This is a genomic window from Ancylobacter sp. Lp-2 (genome assembly GCF_020523795.1).
Classification (GTDB): domain Bacteria; phylum Pseudomonadota; class Alphaproteobacteria; order Rhizobiales; family Xanthobacteraceae; genus Ancylobacter.
The window spans coordinates 693,359-711,612 of the sequence record NZ_JAJALI010000001.1; the positions used below are offsets into that span (position 1 = coordinate 693,359).

At 67.2% G+C, this 18,254-nt stretch carries 18 protein-coding genes; 4 read left to right on the top strand and 14 right to left on the bottom strand.

The genetic code is table 11. The features are described 5' to 3' along the window. Nucleotides 1-47: 47 nt before the first annotated feature. Nucleotides 48-926: an HNH endonuclease gene (locus LGR54_RS03285; protein ID WP_230360520.1), complete on the bottom strand. Its 879-nt coding sequence runs from the start codon at nucleotides 924-926 to the stop codon at nucleotides 48-50. Nucleotides 927-1,134: 208 nt separating this feature from the next. Here LGR54_RS03285 and LGR54_RS03290 point away from each other — a divergent pair, with 208 nt between their 5' ends. Further along, the gene (locus LGR54_RS03290; RefSeq protein ID WP_230360521.1) at nucleotides 1,135-2,250 is read left to right on the top strand and encodes a Fic family protein; all 1,116 of its coding nucleotides are present in this window, start codon (nucleotides 1,135-1,137) and stop codon (nucleotides 2,248-2,250) included. A gap of 246 nt (nucleotides 2,251-2,496) precedes the next feature. Here LGR54_RS03290 and LGR54_RS03295 read toward each other — a convergent pair whose 3' ends face one another. Both LGR54_RS03295 and LGR54_RS03300 read right to left on the bottom strand, forming a co-directional pair. Beyond that, the gene (locus tag LGR54_RS03295) at nucleotides 2,497-4,584 is read right to left on the bottom strand and encodes a TRAP transporter permease (protein ID WP_230360522.1); all 2,088 of its coding nucleotides are present in this window, start codon (nucleotides 4,582-4,584) and stop codon (nucleotides 2,497-2,499) included. 16 nt (nucleotides 4,585-4,600) lie between these two features. After that, nucleotides 4,601-5,581 carry a TAXI family TRAP transporter solute-binding subunit gene (locus LGR54_RS03300; protein ID WP_230360523.1) on the bottom strand — a complete coding sequence of 327 codons (981 nt, stop codon included), beginning with the start codon at nucleotides 5,579-5,581 and terminating at the stop codon, nucleotides 4,601-4,603. 302 nt (nucleotides 5,582-5,883) lie between these two features. Between LGR54_RS03300 and LGR54_RS03305 the strand changes: the two genes are divergently transcribed. After that, a complete protein-coding gene (locus LGR54_RS03305; protein ID WP_214007567.1) occupies nucleotides 5,884-6,630 on the top strand; it encodes a GntR family transcriptional regulator in 747 nt (248 codons plus the stop codon). Here the strand turns inward: LGR54_RS03305 and LGR54_RS03310 are convergent. The 11 genes from LGR54_RS03310 to LGR54_RS03360 form a co-directional block, all read right to left on the bottom strand. Continuing rightward, complete coding sequence (locus tag LGR54_RS03310) at nucleotides 6,618-7,469, bottom strand: sugar phosphate isomerase/epimerase (RefSeq protein ID WP_230360797.1); 852 nt, start codon at nucleotides 7,467-7,469, stop codon at nucleotides 6,618-6,620. The genes LGR54_RS03305 and LGR54_RS03310 overlap by 13 nt on opposite strands. Nucleotides 7,470-7,471: 2 nt before the next feature. Continuing rightward, nucleotides 7,472-8,659: a mannonate dehydratase gene (gene uxuA, locus LGR54_RS03315; protein WP_230360524.1), complete on the bottom strand. Its 1,188-nt coding sequence runs from the start codon at nucleotides 8,657-8,659 to the stop codon at nucleotides 7,472-7,474. A gap of 13 nt (nucleotides 8,660-8,672) precedes the next feature. Then, nucleotides 8,673-10,175, bottom strand: a complete 1,503-nt coding sequence (locus tag LGR54_RS03320; RefSeq protein WP_214007570.1) for a mannitol dehydrogenase family protein — start codon at nucleotides 10,173-10,175, stop codon at nucleotides 8,673-8,675. Nucleotides 10,176-10,188: 13 nt separating this feature from the next. Then, nucleotides 10,189-11,466: a TRAP transporter large permease gene (locus LGR54_RS03325; protein ID WP_230360525.1), complete on the bottom strand. Its 1,278-nt coding sequence runs from the start codon at nucleotides 11,464-11,466 to the stop codon at nucleotides 10,189-10,191. Continuing rightward, nucleotides 11,466-11,960: a TRAP transporter small permease gene (locus tag LGR54_RS03330; RefSeq protein ID WP_214007572.1), complete on the bottom strand. Its 495-nt coding sequence runs from the start codon at nucleotides 11,958-11,960 to the stop codon at nucleotides 11,466-11,468. Before LGR54_RS03330 ends, LGR54_RS03325 begins: the two co-directional genes overlap by 1 nt. A gap of 61 nt (nucleotides 11,961-12,021) precedes the next feature. Beyond that, entirely contained in the window at nucleotides 12,022-12,996 is a 975-nt protein-coding gene (locus LGR54_RS03335) for a TRAP transporter substrate-binding protein (RefSeq protein ID WP_230360526.1), read from the bottom strand. A gap of 70 nt (nucleotides 12,997-13,066) precedes the next feature. Then, nucleotides 13,067-14,086, bottom strand: a complete 1,020-nt coding sequence (locus LGR54_RS03340; protein ID WP_230360527.1) for a Zn-dependent oxidoreductase — start codon at nucleotides 14,084-14,086, stop codon at nucleotides 13,067-13,069. A gap of 280 nt (nucleotides 14,087-14,366) precedes the next feature. After that, a complete protein-coding gene (locus LGR54_RS03345; protein WP_214007574.1) occupies nucleotides 14,367-14,831 on the bottom strand; it encodes a DoxX family protein in 465 nt (154 codons plus the stop codon). Further along, nucleotides 14,828-15,586: a DNA-binding domain-containing protein gene (locus LGR54_RS03350; protein WP_230360528.1), complete on the bottom strand. Its 759-nt coding sequence runs from the start codon at nucleotides 15,584-15,586 to the stop codon at nucleotides 14,828-14,830. Before LGR54_RS03350 ends, LGR54_RS03345 begins: the two co-directional genes overlap by 4 nt. Before the next feature lie 3 nt (nucleotides 15,587-15,589). Continuing rightward, a complete protein-coding gene (locus LGR54_RS03355) occupies nucleotides 15,590-16,474 on the bottom strand; it encodes a DUF692 family multinuclear iron-containing protein (RefSeq protein WP_230360529.1) in 885 nt (294 codons plus the stop codon). Nucleotides 16,475-16,538: 64 nt separating this feature from the next. Then, the gene (locus LGR54_RS03360) at nucleotides 16,539-16,826 is read right to left on the bottom strand and encodes a DUF2282 domain-containing protein (protein WP_230360530.1); all 288 of its coding nucleotides are present in this window, start codon (nucleotides 16,824-16,826) and stop codon (nucleotides 16,539-16,541) included. A 197-nt stretch (nucleotides 16,827-17,023) separates the two neighbouring features. On the opposite strand from LGR54_RS03360, the gene LGR54_RS03365 reads away from it, so the two are divergent. Both LGR54_RS03365 and LGR54_RS03370 read left to right on the top strand, forming a co-directional pair. Continuing rightward, a complete protein-coding gene (locus tag LGR54_RS03365) occupies nucleotides 17,024-17,572 on the top strand; it encodes a sigma-70 family RNA polymerase sigma factor (RefSeq protein WP_230360531.1) in 549 nt (182 codons plus the stop codon). A gap of 13 nt (nucleotides 17,573-17,585) precedes the next feature. Next, the gene (locus LGR54_RS03370; protein WP_230360532.1) at nucleotides 17,586-18,221 is read left to right on the top strand and encodes a DUF1109 domain-containing protein; all 636 of its coding nucleotides are present in this window, start codon (nucleotides 17,586-17,588) and stop codon (nucleotides 18,219-18,221) included. Nucleotides 18,222-18,254 lie beyond the last annotated feature (33 nt).

An 18,254-nucleotide genomic window follows, 5' to 3' on the forward strand; every position in this document is an offset into this window, starting at 1 on the left:
GCGGAACTGCTGTGCGGTGATCGGAAGCGGCAATGGGAGCCTCCGCTTCACGGCTTGAAGCAATGCTCCCTGTGCCAGCGCAGGAAATGGGGATGGGGCCGCTCGATCAGCCTGCGGGGCGCGATGGCGCGGCCGTCTTTGTTGATGAAGGCGCGCACGCCGTCGGGATCGTTGGTTTGCCGGGAAATGAGGATGTCCAGATCATCGGAGAGGGTGATTAGTCCGCGATCGAACATCCAATGCGCCGTGCCCGACAGCGCCAGCCCGTTGCTGACGATGTCGGGGCCATTTGCCTCCACCGGGCGGATATGCGCCGCGGCCACCTCGGCACGCCCGCCGCCAGTGGCGCAGCGCTCGTCATAGGCGCGCAGCACAACGCGCCGGAAGATGCGGTCGCGGACGATGCGAGAGGACAGAGTGTCGACGCGCTCGCGGGGCTGCTCGAACGCGAATGGCGCCTGCTCTTCTTCAAAGCCTGAGAGGGACGCACCCTCGTCGACGCGGGGCAGCAGCGGCTCGCTGTCATTCAGCCCGAGAGTGACGATCCGGTTGAAATCGTCCGGCGAGAGCGGCCGTACGGCGGCTTGCGCACGCCCCGAAATGCGCCCGTCCGCGTTCAGCACACCGCGCTCGATCACGCCATCCGCATCGGTGAAAGGCACCGGGCTGGCAAAATCCAGATAGCTGCCCGGTTCGATCAGAGCGAGATACATGCCCGGAGCGGTGGGATCAGGAACGACGCGCTGGACCCTGGCGATCGCGAAATAGCCGCGGGTCTCCGCCACTTTCCGGGATTCGTAATAAACGATCCAGTCGCCGACGCAGGCCTCGACGCGTCCCAGATATGGGCGCGGGAACTGATACCGCTCAGCCGGGCTGTCGTCATAGATCGAGTCCGAGCGGTGAATGAAAACGCCGAATCCCATGTGTCATTCCTGATCCCCATTCGATCGTATCGCAGATTGGAAAGCGTTCGGCAGCAGGTGGACCATTCACCCCTTGGTCCCGCGCGTCACGTTATCGACCCGGCATCACGCTCTCAGTTCTCCTTCGCACTGCCGTGAGCGATAGGACGGCTATCTATCAATCACATATCCGCTATTATGTGAGCTATAGCGGGAGGCCCTATCGCTCATGGTGTGGAACTGGACGCAGCACGGCTGGCCGCATTTTGCCTATGATCCGGTTGCCCTCGAACCGCTGGAGCGGCGGTTCCTGCTGCTCACCGGCGAGGTGATCGGTGCAGTCCGGCATGTCAGCGAGGGCGAGCGGGACGTGCTGCGGATCGAACTCCTCAGCGACGAGGCCGTCAAGACCAGCGCGATCGAAGGAGAGACACTGGATCGCCTCAGCGTGCAATCCTCCCTGCGCCGTCAGCTCGGCCTCGACACCGACAATCGCAACGTGAAGCCAAAGGAACGAGGCATCGCGGAGATGATGGTCGATCTCTACCGGAGTTGGGCGGATCCCCTCGACGCCGATACGCTGTTCCGCTGGCACCGCATGCTGATGGCGGACAGCCGGCATCTGGAAGCGATCGGCGGCTACCGTCGCCATGAAGACGCGATGCAGATCGTGTCCGGCCGTCAGGATCGGCCGACCGTGCATTTCGAGGCGCCGCCATCCTCTCGGGTTCCGGACGAGATGGCCGCATATCTCGCCTGGTTCAATGGCTCGGCCCCGGACGGTGGAGCGCCCTTGCCAGCACTCACCCGGGCCGGGATCGGACATCTCTATTTCGAGAGCATCCATCCCTTCGAGGACGGCAATGGCCGCATCGGCCGAACCCTCGCTGAAAAATCCCTCGCCCAAAACATCGGGCAACCGACCCTGATCGCGCTCGCCCATACCATCGAGCAGCATCGCAAGGCCTATTACGACGAGCTAGAGATTCATCAGCGGACCCTCGATGTCACGGGCTGGCTGGTCTATTTCGCGGAAGCGATCATCGCGGCCCAACAGACTACGCTCGGCCGCGTCGCCTTCTACATCGCCAAGGCGCATTTTTACGATCGCTTCCGCGACAAGATGAACGAACGGCAGGCGAAGGTGATCGCCCGCCTGTTCCGCGAGGGCCCCGGCGGCTTCACGGGCGGCCTGAGCGCGGAGAACTACCTCGCGATCACCGGCACCTCACGCCCCACCGCCACACGCGACCTACACGATCTGGTGGAACAAGGCGCCCTGACGCGAACCGGGGAACGCCGATACACCCGTTACTACCTGCACCTGCACGGTGTGGCTGGATAGTTACGGGCGGCAACGTCAGTGGCGCAACCGTTCTGTCCTTTCGATCGCCCAGGGGGCATCCACTTCAACCTGCAGGATGCGCCATAAGCGGAAGGCCGCTGCGGCTATCACGAATAGCCGGTTTGGGGCCGGTGGCAGACTGTCCGCTATTGGAGACTTAAAACGAGAAGCGGACATATCGCCGATGAATGTCCGAGGCCGAAACTGACCCCAAAGCTGCCTCTGAGAATGTCCGCTTTGCAGCGATCAGCTCAGGCTCTGAGCAATCTCGGGCTTTCTCCTGCGCTGCAACAGCAGCACCGGCACGAACAGCGCGAGGCCGAGCAGCGACGAATAGAGCTCCGGCGCCACCAGCAGCATGGCGGCGAGCGCCAGCACGAGCCGCTCCCATGCCTGCAGCCGCGTCAGCAGCCAGCCGGATATGCTGGCGCCGAGGCAGGTGATGCCGATCACGCACCCTGCGAAGGCGAGGACGAAGTCCGGCCAGTTGAACCCCTTGGTGACCAGCAGCAGCGAGGGCGAGAACACGAAGACGAAGGGCACCAGCACCTTGCCGAGCCCGAGGCGGAACGCCGTGTTGCCGGTGCGGAACGGATCCGCATTGGCCATGCCGGCGGCGGCATAGGCGGCGAGCGCCACCGGCGGCGTGATGTCGGCGAGCACGCCGTAATAGAACACGAAGAAATGCGCCACGATCGGCTCGACGCCGAGCAGGCCGAGCGCCGGCGCGGCGATGGTCGCCATGATGATGTAGTTGGCCGTGGTGGGGATGCCGCAGCCCATCAGGATGCAGACCACGCCGGTCATCAGCAGCGTGAACAGCAGCGTCAGCGTCTGCGGCGCCACCAGCACGGCCGGCAGCACCGCGCCGGCCCAGGACGCCATCGAGGCGGCGGTTGAGGTGACGATGAACGACACCTTGAAGCCGACGCCGGTCAGCGTCACCACGCCGACCACGATGCCGACGGTGGCCGCCGCCGCGCCGACGGCGAGCGCATATTTGGCGCCGTCGCGCAATCCGGCGGCGATGTCGGCGATGCTCATCCGGTTGCGCGGATTGAGCAGGCCGACGGCGATGCACAGCGTGATGCCCCAGAAGGCGGCGAGATAGGGCGTGTAGCCGGCGAGCAGGATGCCGATCAGCGCCACCAGCGGGATGATGGTCGGCCAGTCGCGCTTCAGCGCCGCCTTCACGTCCGGCATCTCGTGCGGCTCGAGGCCGCGCAGGCCGTTGCGTTTCGCCTCGAAATGCACCTGGATGAACACGCCGAAGAAATGCATGAAGGCCGGCACGATCGCCGCCAGGATGATCGTGGTGTAGGGCAGGTTCAGGAACTCGATCATCAGGAACGCGGCGGCGCCCATGATCGGCGGGGTGATCTGCCCGCCCGTCGAGGCGGTCGCCTCCACCGCGGCGGCGAAGTGGCGCTTGTAGCCAAGGCGGATCATCGCGGGGATGGTGAGGGAGCCGACCGTCACCGTATTGGCAACCGAGGAGCCGGAGATCATGCCGAACAGCGCCGAGCCGAAGATCGACACTTTGGCCGGGCCGCCGGCATAGCGCCCCGCGACCCAGGCGGCGCAGTCGAGGAACAATTGGCCGAGGCCGATGCGGGTGGCGAACACGCCGAACAGCACGAAGTGAAACACATAGGTCGCCACCACGCCCAGCGCGACGCCGTAAATGCCCTGCGTGGTCAGGTAGAGATGGTCGATGAGCTGGGAGACGCTGGCGCCGGGATGCACCAGGATGCCCGGCATGTGCGGCCCCCACAGCGCATAGGCCATGAAGACGATGGCGATGATCGGCAGCGGCACGCCGAGCGAGCGGCGCGTCGCCTCCAGCAGCGCCAGGATGAGCAGGCCGCCGAGCACGACGTCGAGCGTCGTCGGGTTGCCGACCCGGAAGGCGAGGTCGTCCAGCGGGATCAGCGGGATGTGCATCACCGCCACGACGGCGGCGATGGCCAGCGCCCAGTCCGGCAGCCCGATGCCGAGCGGGCGCAGCAGCCCGGACCGCGCCGGCTGCGTGTAGCCGCGCCGCGTCGCCGGGAACACCAGGAAGACCAGGCCGAGCACGAAGGACAGGTGGATGCCCCGGTGCATCGTCTCCTGCAAGAGCCCGAAGCCCGCCGTGTAGTAGTGGAACAGCGACAGGACGACCAGCAGTCCGCCGACCAGATAGCCGGCTCCCGGCGCCAGCGGCCGGAAGCGGATCTCGGGGTCATAGGCCTCTTCCAGCTCCCGGACCTTCGCCTCGTCGAATTCGAGCGGGATGGTCTCGGCGGGAACGGTTTCGACAGCCGGAGAGGAGGAGTTTTCCCGGACGCTCATGGCGCGGTCGCCGGGGCTATTTCAGCACGCCGGCTTCCTTGTAGAAGCGTTCGGCGCCGGGATGCAGCGGGACGCCGAGGCCGTTGGTGGCATTTTGCAGGGTGATCAGCTTGCCCTTGGCATGGCCGGCGTCGAGCGCGGCGCGCGAGGCATCGTTCCACAGCACCTTGACGATGTCGTAGACGAGTTGGTCCGGCTGCTTGGCACTGGTGAGCCATTGCGCGTTGACCGAGATGGTGTCGGTCGCGCCGACGCCCTTATAGGTATCGGCCGGCACCTTGTCCCTGGCGAAGAACTTGTACTCGCCGAGCAGCTTGTCGACTTCCGGCCCGGTGATCGGTACCAGCTCGATCCCGGAGGAGGAGGCGAGCTCGGAGATGGCGCCGGTCGGGTAGCCGCCGACGAAGAAGAAGGCGTCGAGCGCGCCGTCGCGCAGCCGGTCGCCGGCCGGGCCGGGCTTGAGATATTCCGGCTTGATGTCCTTTTCGGTCAGCCCGTAGGCGCCGAGCACGATGCGCGCATCCACCAGCGTGCCGGAGCCCGGCTCGTCGAGCGCGACGCGCTTGCCCTTGAGGTCCTTCACCGACTTGATGCCGGCGGACTTGGCGGCGACGAGGTGGATGGTCTCCGGGTAGAGCGTGGCGATGATGCGCAGGTCCCCGACCTTCGGCTTGCCGTCATAGAGACCGGTGCCGGTATAGGCCCAATAAGCGACGTCGGACTGCGAGAAGCCGGATTCGGCGGCGCCGGACTGGATGGCGTTCACATTGGCCACCGAACCGTTGGAGGCGATGGCGGTCGCCACGAGGCCGGGAACGCCCTTGTCGCCGGCCGCCGAGATCGCGTTGGCGATCAGGCCGCCGACCGGATAATAGGTGCCCGCCGTGCCGCCGGTGCCGATGCGGAAGAAGGTGGGCTGCTGAGCCAGCGCCAGCCCCGTCATCGCGGTGAGGCCAGCAAGGGCCGCCACGAGATTCAACTTGCCGAAGAACTTCATGAATCGTCTCCGCTACGGGTGCCGGTGATCGCGAAGCAATGATGGTGCCCTCTCGTTGCGGAGCCGACAAGAGACGCATGAAGATTGCGCCGAACGTTCCGAAAACAGCCGATCTGTACGCACATCCGGCCGATCCGGTGCGGCGGTCTTGCTGTCGGGCTGGGAATGTCCGACGAATCACCTTGCGTCGGCGGCCCGGTTTTCGCGGTGGGCGGGAGGTCGAAGCCGTTGCCATCCCCGGTCGCAAACTTGCATACTAGTTTTCTACATATTAGAATCGCATTTTCTCATCGGGTGATGCAATGGGCAGCGGCTCTCGCCTGGGCAAGTTCGACGGCATTCGGCGCGGCGAGGATGGACAACTCGTCGGCGCGCCGCCGTCGACCGCCAGCATTCGCGACGCGATCCGCCGCGACATCATCGCCCTGAAGCTGAAGCCGGGCACGCGTGTCTCGGAGAACGAGCTGGCCGCCCGCTTCGGCACCAGCCGCACTCCTGTGCGGGAGGCGCTGCTCGGTCTCGTCGATCAGGGGCTGATCGCGGTGCTGCCCCAGCGCGGCACCTACATCACCTATATTTCGCTGAAGGGCGTGCGGCGGGCGCGGTTCCTGCGCTTGGCGCTGGAAGTCGCGATCTTCCGCAGCGCCGCCGAGCAGGGCCTGTCGCGTGCCATGCTGGGGGCGGCGGAGGACGTCATCGACGAGCAGGTGGCGGCCGAGGCCGACCCGGAGCGCTTTACCCGCGCCGACGACGCCTTCCACCGGCTGTTCGCCGACGGCATCGGCATGGGCGATCTATGGACCGTGCTGGAGCAGGAGAAGGCGCAGTTCGACCGGATCCGCTTTCTCAGCCTACCCAATGTGACGCCGATCGACACGCTGATCGGCCAGCATCGCGCCATGCTGGAGGCGGTGCGCACCCGCGATCCGATGGCGGCGGAAGAGGCGGTGAAGATCCACCTCTCGGAAGTGCTCAAGGTGACGTTCGAACTCGCCGAACGCCACCCCGACCTGATCATCGACGACCTCGACGCGCCTCAGAGCCCGTGACGGTCGAGGATGCGGCCCCCGCTCTGCGCCACCTCGTCGCCATCGCGGAACAGCGGCCGCCACGCGGCGACGCCGCGTGCCACGTCCGGCCCGCTGACCGCCGAGGAGAACGCCTCGACGCCGATCAGCTTGTCGTAGCCGGCCGCCTTGAGCCGGGCGAGGAACGGCGCGAAGTCGATCTGTCCGCGATCGAGCAGCCCGCGATCGTTCTGGTCGAGCTCGAAATAAGCGAGATGCGGTAGCGCGGCGTCCAGCGCCGCCATCGGATCGGCTTCCTCGATGTGCATGTGGAACGTGTCGAGATGCAGCCAGAGATTGGCCGGGCGGCCGACCAGATCGAGAAAGGCCAGACCCTCCTCCACCGTGGTCAGCATGTTGGTCTCGTAGCGGTTCAGCATTTCCATCGCGAAGCGAAGGCCAAAGCCCTTCGCCTCCTCGGAAATCTCGGCCAGCGCCTCGGCGCTGCGCCGGCGCATATCCGGCGTGGCGACGGCGTCGGCCTTGCCGAACAGCCCGTAGGTGATGCCGCCGACATGGACGGCGCCCATGTCGCGCGCGAGGCGCAGCGCGGCGCGGTGCCGCTCGATCCCCGCCTTGCGGATCGCCGGATCATCGCTGGTGATGTCGGCGCTGGGCAGCTGGTTGGCCGAGCCGACCGCGGTGATGCCATGCGCGCCGAATATCCGCGCGATGGCCGGGGCATCGATCACCGAATGGTCGCGCAGCGGCACCACGACATGGTCGAAGCCGGCGGCCGCCGCGCGCGGCGCGACATAGTCGGCCGCCTCGGCGGACCAGCCGGGAATCCACGAGAAGGAGTGGATCGAGCGATTGGCCATGGTCACGTGCCTTCCAGCTGATCGACCGCGGCCATCACGCCGCGCAGCTCGGCGAGGCCGCGCAGCCGGCCGATGATCGGGTAGCCGGGATGCGTCTTGCGCGTGGCGTCGTCGATCAGCTCATGACCGTGGTCCGGACGCATCGGGATTTCCCAGTCGGCGCGGCCTTCCGCCTTGCGACGGCGCTCCTCAGCCATCAGCGTGCGCACCAGCTTCACCATGTCGGTGTCGCCGCCCAGATGGTCGGCCTCCATGAACGAGCCGTCGGCATCCTTGCGGACGTTGCGCAAATGGGCGAAGTGGATCTTGTCGGCGAAGCGGGCGGCGATGGCCGGGACATCGTTCGCGGGATTGGCGCCGAGCGAGCCCGAGCACAGAGTCAGCCCGTTGGCCGGCGAGGGCACGCAGCCGAGCACGAAGGCGATGTCCTCGGCGTTCGACACGATGCGGTCGAGCCCGAACAGCGCGCGCGGCGGATCGTCCGGGTGCACGCACATCCGCATGCCGCATTCCTCGGCGGTCGGGATGATCTCCTCGAGGAAACGCTTGTAGTTGGCCTTCAGATCCTCGCGCGAGACCTCGTCATAACGCTCCAGCATGGCGCGGAGCTGCGGCACGTCATAGCGGTCATAGGCGCCGGGCAGGCCGGCCATGATGTTGGCGAGCAGCCGGTCGCGGTCGTCCTGCGTCGAGCGCGCGAACCATTCCGCCGCCCGCGCCAGCACCTCCGGCGAGTGGCCAGCCTCGGCGCCGGGGCGCTTAAGGATGTGCAGGTCGAAGGCGACGTATTCGTGGATATTGAAGCGCAGCGCCGTGCCGCCGCCCGGCAGCGGCGCGTAGATCTGGGTGCGCGTCCAATCGAGGATGGGCATGAAGTTGTAGCAGATGACCTTGAGGCCCTCGGCGGCGAGGTTGCGCATCGAGGCGCGGTAGGTGTCGAACAGTGGCGCGAGGTCGCCATCGCCGAGCTTGATGCGCTCGTGGATCGGCAGGCTTTCGACTACCTTCCAGCGCAGGCCGAGCGCGGGATCTTCGACCAGCGCCTTGCGCCGCCCGATCTCCTCGCGCGTCCACACCTCGCCATAGGGGATCTGATGCAGCGCCGTGACGACGCCGGTCGCCCCGGCTTGCACGATGTGCTTCAGCTCGACGGCGTCGTCGGGGCCGAACCAGCGCCAGGTCTGTTCCATGAAAGTCTCCGGTCTATCGGAAGGTGCCGGCCTCGCGGAGGCGGCGAAGCGTGGAGCGCGTCCCGGCGGTTGCCAGCCGGGCATGAGCGGCCGTGACGGCCGCGACGAAGGGGTCGACCGTGCCCAGCGTGCCGAAGATCGGCTCGATGCCGACCGCCCGCCGCACATAGTCGGCCGGGTCGGCGGCCTGTTGCCGCGCCTCGGCCAGCTTCGGGGTCAGGGGATCCGACACGCGAAGCGGCGCGCCGTCGTCGGCCCTGCCGCCGGCGTGGCGCAGAAAGGCGGCCACCACCAGCGCCAGCCGCTCGAAGCTTTGCCCCGCTGCCAGGCGGTCGCGGATCGGCGCGAGGATGCGCTGCGGCAGCTTCTGCGAGCCGTCCATGGCGATCTGCGCCGTGAGATGGCGCACGCCGGGGTTCTCGTAGCGCGCGCGCAATTGCGCGGCATAGGCGGCGAGGTCGGCGCCGGGCGGCGGCGGCACGGTGGGGATGATCTCCTCGCGCCACAGCGCCTCGACGAAGGGGCCGATATCCGGGTCGGCGATGGCAGCGCTGACCGTCTCGACGCCGGCGAGGGTGCCGAGATAGGCCATCGCCGAATGGGTGCCGTTGAGCATGCGCAGCTTCATCAGCTCGAACGGCTCGACGTCGGTCGTCATCTGCGCGCCGGCGAGGTCCCAGCGCGGGCGGCCGGACGGGAAATTGTCCTCGATCACCCATTGGCGGAACGGCTCGTGCAGCACCGGCGCCTCGTCGCGCAGGCCGATCAGCTCCGCCGTCGCGGCGATGCCCTCCGGCGTGACGGCAGGCACGATGCGGTCGACCATGGTGGAGGGGAACGCCACCTCCCGTTCGATCCACGCCGCCAGCGCCTCGTCCTTCAGCGCCGCGTAGTCGGTGACGACGCGGCGGGTGACATGGCCGTTGCCGGGCAGGTTGTCGCAGCACAGAACGGTGAACGGCGCGACGCCGGCCGCCCGGCGCGCCGCCAGCGCCGCGACGATGAGGCCGGGAGCGGTGGCAGGCCGGCTCCCCGCCATAAGGTCGGCGCGGATCTCCGGATGGTCGGCGCGCAGATGCCCGGTCGCCGGGTCGTGGCAATAGCCCTTCTCGGTGATGGTCAGGCTGACGATCCGCGTCGCGGGATCGGCCATGAGCGCGGCCAGCCGCTCACCCTCGCTCGGCGCGTGGATGGCCGCGGCGAGCGAGCCGATGATACGGGCATGGCTGCCGCCCGGCCCGCGCTCGACGGCGGTGTACAGGAAGTCCTGCGGCTCCAGCCGCGCCTTCTGATCGGGGCTACGCAGGCTGACGCCGGCGAGGCCCCAGGACAGGTCGCCGGTCGCCTCCATCGCCTCGTCGTTGAACGCGGCGACATGGGCCCGCACGAAGGCACCGAGCCCGATATGGACAATACCGGTGCCGACATGGGCGGGATCGAAGCCGGGCAGCCGGGCGCGGGCGCACGGAAGGCTGCGCCGGTCGAGGCGCTCGAAGGAAGACGTCGTGTCCGTCATCGGTGTTCCCGGCTCAGTCGAACATCAGGCTAGGCAGCCACAGCGAGATCGCCGGCACGAAGGAGACCAGCATCAGCACGAGGATGTTGCACAGCAGGAAGGGGACAGTCTCGCGCGCCACCGTTCCGAGCGGCACCCGCGCGATGTTGCCGGCAACGAACAGGCAGACACCGACCGGCGGCGTGGTGAGGCCCAGCATCAGGTTGATGACGCAGATCATCGCGAAGTGGACCGGATCGATGCCGACCGCCGTCGCCACCGCCAAGAGCGGCGGGAATAGGATGATCAGTGCGGCGATGGTTTCCATGAAGGTGCCGACGATCAGCAGCAGCACGTTCACCAGGAGGATGATGACGTACTTGTTCTCGGTCATCGCCAGCATCGAGGCGGCGATCTGCTGGGGGATCTGCTCGGAGGTAAGGATCCAGCCGAACAGGTTGGCGAGGCCGACCAGGAGGATTAGCGCGCCGGAGCCGATGGCGCTGTCGAGCAGGATCTTCGGCAGCTCCCGCAGCCGGAACCCCTTGTAGATGAACAGGCCGACCAGGAAGGCGTAGATCGAGGCGACGATGGAGGCCTCCGTCGGGGTGAAGATGCCGCCGACGATGCCGTAGAGGATGATCACCGTCATCAGGATGGCCCAGAAGGCCGCCTTGCCGGAATTGAAGATTTCGCCGAAGCCGGCCCACGTGCCCTTGGGATAGTTTCGGGCGCGCGCGATGAGATAGCAGGTCACCATCATCCCGAGGCCCATCAGCACGCCCGGAATGGCGCCGGCGAGGAACATCCGCCCGACCGACAGGCCGGTGAGCGTGCCGACGATGATCATCGGTACCGAGGGCGGGATGATCGGACCGACGGTCGAGGCCGAGGCGGTGAGCGCGGCGGCGAAGCCGGCGGAATAGCCGGACTTCTTCATCGCCGGGATCATCACCGCGCCGATCGAGGCGGTCTCGGACACGGCGGTACCAGAGATGCCGGCGAAGATCATCGAGCCGCCGACATTGGCGAGGCCGAGGCCGCCGCGAATATGGCCGAGCACCGCGCTGGAGAACCGCACGATCTGGTCGGTGATGCCGCCGCGGTTCATCAGATTGCCGGCGAGCACGAAGCCGGGGATGCAGAGCAGCACGAAGCTGTCCATTCCGGTGTACATGAACTGCGGCACGACGGTGAGGTCGATGCCGGCGCCGAGCAGATAGGCCAGCGAGGCGACGCCGAGCGAGATGGCGACCGGCACGCCGAGCATCAGGCAGGCAGCGAAGGTACCGAACAGGAGCGCGACGAGCATCAGACCAGCTCCTCAAGCGTGGGGGTACGGCCATAGCCGAGAAGCCGGGCCAGGGCGAAGAACACCAGGCAGACCGGGATGATCATCACGTCGACATAGGACCAAAGCATCGGCGCGTCGAAGGAGCGCGCCCGCTCACCGAGGCTCATCTCCAGATAGACCCAGGCGCTGGGAATGATGGCGAGGCCGAACAGCAGGATGACCACGTCAACCAGCTTGGCGGCGAGGCTTCGCGTCGGCTCCGGCAGCATCGAGGTGACGATGTCGACATTGACCATCTCGCCGTCCAGCAGGGCGAGCCCGCAGGAGAACGACACCAGATGGATGAGCGCGAAACGCGAGACCTCTTCCGTCCAGGCCGGCACGTAGACATTCGGCAGCCGCCCCAGCACCTGCATGGTGACGACGGCGATCAGCACGACGAACGCGACGACCGTGCCGATCCGGCAAATCCATTTCATGGCGCAGAGCGCCAGCTCGAACAGCGTACGCATCCAGATGCTCCGCGACAGGCAGGACGGCGCGGCCCCATCGAGGCCGCGCCACGGGAGGGCGTCACTTGGTCGAGAGGATCTGCTCGTAGAGCGGACGCAGCTGGTCGCCGAGCGCCTTCGATACCGCCTCCTGGCCGGCCTTGGCGAAGGCCTCCTTGTCGACGGTGACGAACTCCATGCCGGCCTTCTCGAGGGCGGCGCGGTCTTCCGCGTCGGTCTTGGTGAACAGCTCACGCTCATAGGTCTGCGCGATCTTGGCGGATTCGCGGATGGCCTCCTGCTGTTCCTTGGTCAGCTTGTTGAAGTTGCGCTCGCTGACCACGAGATAGATCCAGCTGCGCACGTGATCGGTGAGGTTCACGTATTTCTGGACCTCGTTGAAGCTCGCCGAGCGGATCAGCGCCAGCGGGTTCTCCTGCGCGTCGATGACGTGGCTCTGGAGGCCGGTGAACACTTCCGAGAACGCCATCGGCGTCGCCTTGGCACCGACCGCGTTCCAGAACACCACATGCAGCGGCACGTTGGAGACGCGCATCTTCAGCCCCTGCAGGTCGGCGGGGCTCTTGATCGGCCGGTTGGAGGTCAGCTCGCGCGGGCCGCGGGCGAAATAGGTCAGCGGGATGACGCGGACGCTCTTCTGGATCTCCTCGGAGATTTTCTGGCCGACCGGGCCGTCCACCACCTTCTGCAGGTGATCGAGGTCGCGGATCGCATAGGGCACCGCCAGCAGCGAGGCATAGGGCGTCCAGTTCTGCATGGACTCGCCGGAAATGGTGAAGTCGACGGTGCCGAACTGCATGCCCTTGATCAGGTCGACTTCCTTGCCGAGCGTGTCGTTCGGGAAGACCTGGATCTCGATCTCGCCATTGGTGCGCTTCTTCACCTCCTCGGCGAATTTCAGCGAGGCGAGGTGCCACGAGTTCTGCTCGTTGGCGAGATGGCCGAGCTTCATCACCGTCTTGGCGTCGGCGGTGCCGGCGAACAGCGCGGCGGTCATCGCGCCGGCCAGAATGGCGCTCTTCAGATGTGCAAACACGTCTTTCCTCCCAGTTTTTTGATGTTCGGCCTGGCAGCAAGACTTGGCAGCAGGCCGGCAGGCAGCGGCGTTACTGCGCGAAATCCAGCTGGATCTTGATGGTCTTGCCCGGCTCCTTCTCGAAGAGCTCGAAGGCGGCGGCGGCATCCTTTGCCGCGAAGGTCTGGGTGATCATCGCCTCGGGCTTCAGCTTGCCGCCCTCCAGCCACTCGACCACCTTCGGGATCAGCCGGCGGTTGAGCCGCGAGCCGTAGAGCGTGAGCTCCTTCTTGACGATCTCCTGCTGCGAGATGTTGCAAGGCGCCGGGGAGAACCCCATGACCCCGACCCGCCCTGCCGGAGAGGCGACGCGGCAGGCCTCCTCCAGCAGCGCGGGAACCCCGGCGCAGTCGATCACCAGCGTCGGGCCGAGACCGTCGGTCTCCGGGGCGACGCGGGCGGGAATGTCGTCGACGCCAGAGACCAGCACCTTGTCGGCACCGAAGCCGAGAGCGCGCTCCAGCCGGGCCCGGTCGGGATCGGCGACGATCACCCGGGCGCCGTTCATCTTGGCGACCTGCATCACTGTCACCCCGACCGTGCCGGCGCCGTAGAGCAGCACGGTGTCGTCCGGCCCGCAGCCGGTGCGCTCCAGAATGTTGGCGGCGATGGAGAACGGCTCGGCCAGCGCGCCGATGCCGATGGGAGTTTCGGCCTTGAGCTTCACCGCATTGCCCGCCGGCACGGCGATGAAGTTGCGGAAGCCGCCGTCGCGGTGCACGCCCATCACTTCGAGATGGGCGCAGACGTTCGAGCGACCGATGCGGCAGGGATAGCAATGCCCGCAGGCGACGACCGGATCGACCACGACGCGATCGCCGGCCTTGAAGCTGGTAACGTTCGGCCCGACCTCGGCGATCTCGCCGGCGAACTCATGGCCGATGATGCGCGGGTAGCGGGCGAAGGGATTGCTGCCGTGGAAAATATGCATGTCCGAGCCGCAAATGCCGGCGCGCAGCACACGGACCAGCACCTCGCCCGACGCGACCGCGGGTATCTCGGCCTCGACGACACGCAGATCGTGAGGGCGAGCGACACTGACGGCGATCATGGCGTTCCTCCTGCCTTATGGCTTGAGGTGACATTGCAACACTAGTATGCAAGTTGTCAATCGATGGGTCGGCGACCTTTCAGGCCCGTGCAGAACCCACCATTCCGGCCGACCGGCCTTTGCCATGTCGCCGCGCACAAACCATTGCCGTGCTTGATTGCCAGGAGATGCCCGATGTGGAAACCGGGCCATCCGTCGACGCGGCGAGGGGTCCTAGCAGCCGCTTTCAGGGGCCGCCCCACAGCAACAGGGTACCGAGAAACCGTCGCATCGCCAAAACTCAGAAGCGCCGGGCGATGATCGCATCCAGCGAAAGGCTCCCCGGCCCGCGCAGCGCGAGCAGCAGAAAGCAGGTTGCCCAGACGCCATGCGTCGGCCAGGCGTCGGGATAGACGAAGATCTCGATCACCATCGTCATGGCGAGAAGCGCGAGGGCCGAGAGCCGCGTAGTAAGGCCGACCACCAGCAGCACCGGGAAGAAGTGCTCCGCAAAAGCGGCGAGATGCGCGGCCAGCCACGGATCGACGAGCGGCAACCGGTACTCCTCCTGGAACAGGGCAACCGCGCTGTCGGTGACCTGCCAGCCTTCGACCTTGGTCTGGCCGGATTGCCAGAACACGGCGGCGGGAAAGACACGCGCGCAAAACAGTACCAACGAAAGCGGGACGGCATCGAGACGGTCGCGCAGACGCAACACCGCGGATGTCCTGTTGGTCGCCCTTGCAGAGGGGTTGATCGCGGTCATGGCAGATCTCCATCGAGAACATGGATGCCGGTCGCCAGCCCACCGCCGATGACGGTGGCGAGCGCGGCCGGCAGATCGAAATCCGGGACCTCGGACGCCGCCGCGTTCGCCGCGGTCCCCAGCGGTTCGCCGGCGTGGAGTGCTTCGACGAACAACGCGGTCCCCAGGGCGAGCGGACGCACGATGGCGTCGAGTTCGGGGCGATCGACCAGCACCGCCTGCGGCTGCCAGTCGTCGATGGCCGCGACAGGCTGCCAGCCGCTCGCCATGGCGAGGATCGTCCAGACCGGATGCGGCGAACGGATCACGGCGACCGCCGGATGCAGTTCAACCCGCAGGGCCGCGATCCCCCGCGACATGAGCACCGAGAACGCATCGGCGCCGAGACGGGCCGGGTCCGGGGCGTGATAGGCGCGGGTGCGGGTAACCTCGATCCCCGCGATATCGGCGAGATAAGGCAGGTCCGCCGCCGGCGCGAAGCTGGTGAGAAAGCCCGGGAGTTCGTCGCCGAAACTCGTGAGCAAGGGCGAGGTCGGTGGACGGGTCCGCATGAATTCCTGCGCCATGGCGCGGAAGAACTCCTGGCCTACCAGCGAGACGAGCGCCGGAAATCGCGTCTCCAGCGCGCGGATCAGCGCGACCGCGACATTGTTGCGATAGACCGCGAAACGACGTTCGGCACGTCCGGCGAACTCAGGCGGCGAGCGCCGGTCCGGCGCCGTGAGCGCGGCGGCGAAGCAGGCGAGCGAGGTCATGGCTCAGGCCGCCACGCTACTTGCCGCCGCACTGCTTGCCGCCGCGCTCGTCGCATGGCGTGCCAGCACCGCGCCGGCCCGCGCCGCCTCGGCACACAATGTCGGCCAGGCCGGCACATCATTGTCCCACTCGATCAGGCTGGGCAGCGGATCGGTGCGGGCGATCACCTCGGTGAAAAGAGCCCAGACCGGATCGGCCACCGGGCTGCCATGGGCATCGATGAGCAGCGGCGCCCCGCTGTCGTCGATGTCCTCGTCATGGCCGCCGAGATGGATTTCGCCCACCGCCTCCAACGGAAAGTCGGCGAGATAGGCCCGCGCATCGGTGCCGTGGTTCACGGCCGAGACGAACACATTGTTGATGTCGAGCAAGAGGCCGCAACCGGTGCGTGCGACCAGCCGACCGAGAAAATCCACCTCGCCAATGGTGCTCTCCTCGAAGCGCACATAGGTCGAGGGGTTCTCCAGCAGCATGCGGCGGCCAAGCGTGTCCTGAACCTCGGCGATGTGATCGCCGACACGGCGCAGCGTCGCCGGCGTGTAGGGCAGCGGCAGCAGGTCGCCGAAGAACGCCCCGCCATGGGAGGACCAGGCGAGATGCTCGGAAAAGCTCTCCGGCCGGTAGCGCTCGATCAGCGCTTTCAGCCGCGCGAGATGCGCCCTGTCGAGCGGCGCTTCGCCTCCGATGGAGAGGCCGACGCCGTGGAGCGAGAGGGCGAAGCGCTCGCGCAAGGCGGCCAGTTGAGCATGCGGCCGGCCGCCGGCTCCCATATAGTTTTCGGCATGGACTTCGAGGAAGGCGATCGGCACGGCGGGATCGGCGAGGATGGCGTCGAAATGCTCGGGCTTGAAGCCGACGCCGGCGCCGGCGGGAAGACGCGTGGTCATGAGAATCTCCTGCCTAGGGCACGGAGGGCGCCGACGGGCGCCCCCCGGTTCGCGAACCCCGACGTCACATCGCCTTCAGATGGCCCATGCCCTTGGGGGTCTTGATGGTCTCGCAGGTGCCCTTGGCGACGTATTTCCAGGCCCTGGCGTCATAGTTCACCTTGGAGGTGCCGGCGCAGGTGGTGCCGGCACCGGCCGCGCAGTCGTTCTGGCCGGCGAGCGAGACGCCGTAGCACTTGTCCATGTTCGGCTGCGGCGCGGCCGGGGTGGCAGCGGCGCTGGCCACCATGCCGAGCGCGGCGGCGATCGACCCGGCAAGGGTGGCGGCGGCGAAGGTGGTCTTGGTGGTCATGGGGTGTGTCCTCTGTGAGCTTGGCTTGAGCGCGAGGCCTCCGTTCACCCCGGCGCTACCTCCTCTTTCGGCGGCCGGTGCCATTGCGTTACAGCGGCGGGCGACGAAATATGCCGCGCGGAAAAATTCTCCGGCCGTGCCGGGCGGGCTGTAACGATCGGCCGGTAGCCGGCGAACTTACCTTCGGGAACCTATCGATGGATGATCGCGAGCGGCGCTGGATGCAGCTCATGCAGGCCGCTTTGGCCGGCGACCAGCCGTCCTATGAGCGGCTGCTGCGCGAGATCGCGCCCGCGATACGTTCCGTGGTGGAGCGGCGCCTCAGGCAGATGGGCGCGCCGACGGGCGAGAGCGAGGACGTGGTGCAGGAGACGCTGCTGGCGGTTCATCTGAAGCGGCATACGTGGCGGCCGAACGATCCGCTCGGACCCTGGCTGCGGACCATCGCGCGCAACAAGCTGGTCGATCATCTGCGCCGTCGCGGGCGGCGCGCCGAAGTGCCGGTGGAAGATTTCGCCGACTTGCTGGCGGCGCCCGAAGAGCGTCCGAGCACCGAGGCGGACGACGTCGAACGGCATCTGGCGCTGTTGCCGGACAAGCAGCGCTCGGTGATACGCTCGATCGCGGTCGACGGCGCCTCGGTCGGTGAGACGGCCGAACGCATGAGAATGACGCCGGGCGCGGTCCGCGTGACGCTGCACCGCGCCTTTGCCAGCCTCTCGGCCCGGTTGAAAGCGGACGAATGAAGGACGATGTGACGTGAAGACCGACGATCTCATACGCGGCCTTGCCGCCGATGCGCAGCGCCAGCGGAGCCTGGAGAGCGGTCTTGCTCTCGCGCTCGCCGCCGGGCTGGCTGGCGCGGTGGCGCTGTTCGCGATGATGCTGGCACCTCGCCAGGGCATGCCCGGGCTGCTCATGGAGCCGCGGGTGCTGATGAAATTCGTCGTGTCGCTTTCGCTCGCGGCGGTGTCGGTCTGGCTGGCGTTGCGCCTCGTTCGTCCGGGCGCGGATGCGCGGCCATCGGCCTGGGCGCTGGCCGTGCCCGGCGGCGTCCTCGCCGTCGGGGTCGCGGCGGAGTTGCTGGTTACGCCGGCGCAAGGCTGGATGCCCGGCCTTGTCGGCCACAACGCGGTTTTTTGCCTCTCGCTGGTGACGCTGATGGGCGCACCGGTACTCGCAGCAACGCTGTTTGCGCTGAAGCGCGGGGCGCCGGAACATCCCGCATGGGCCGGCGCGGCCGGCGGGGCGCTGGCGGGAAGCCTGGGCGCGGCCCTTTACGCGCTGCACTGCGTCGACGATTCCCCGCTCTTCGTGCTGACCTGGTACGGACTGGCCATCGGCTTCATGACTGCGGCCGGCGCGCTGATCGGCCGCCGCACGCTGTCGTGGTAACACGCGGCTGATGCGGCGGCGCGAGACTGAATT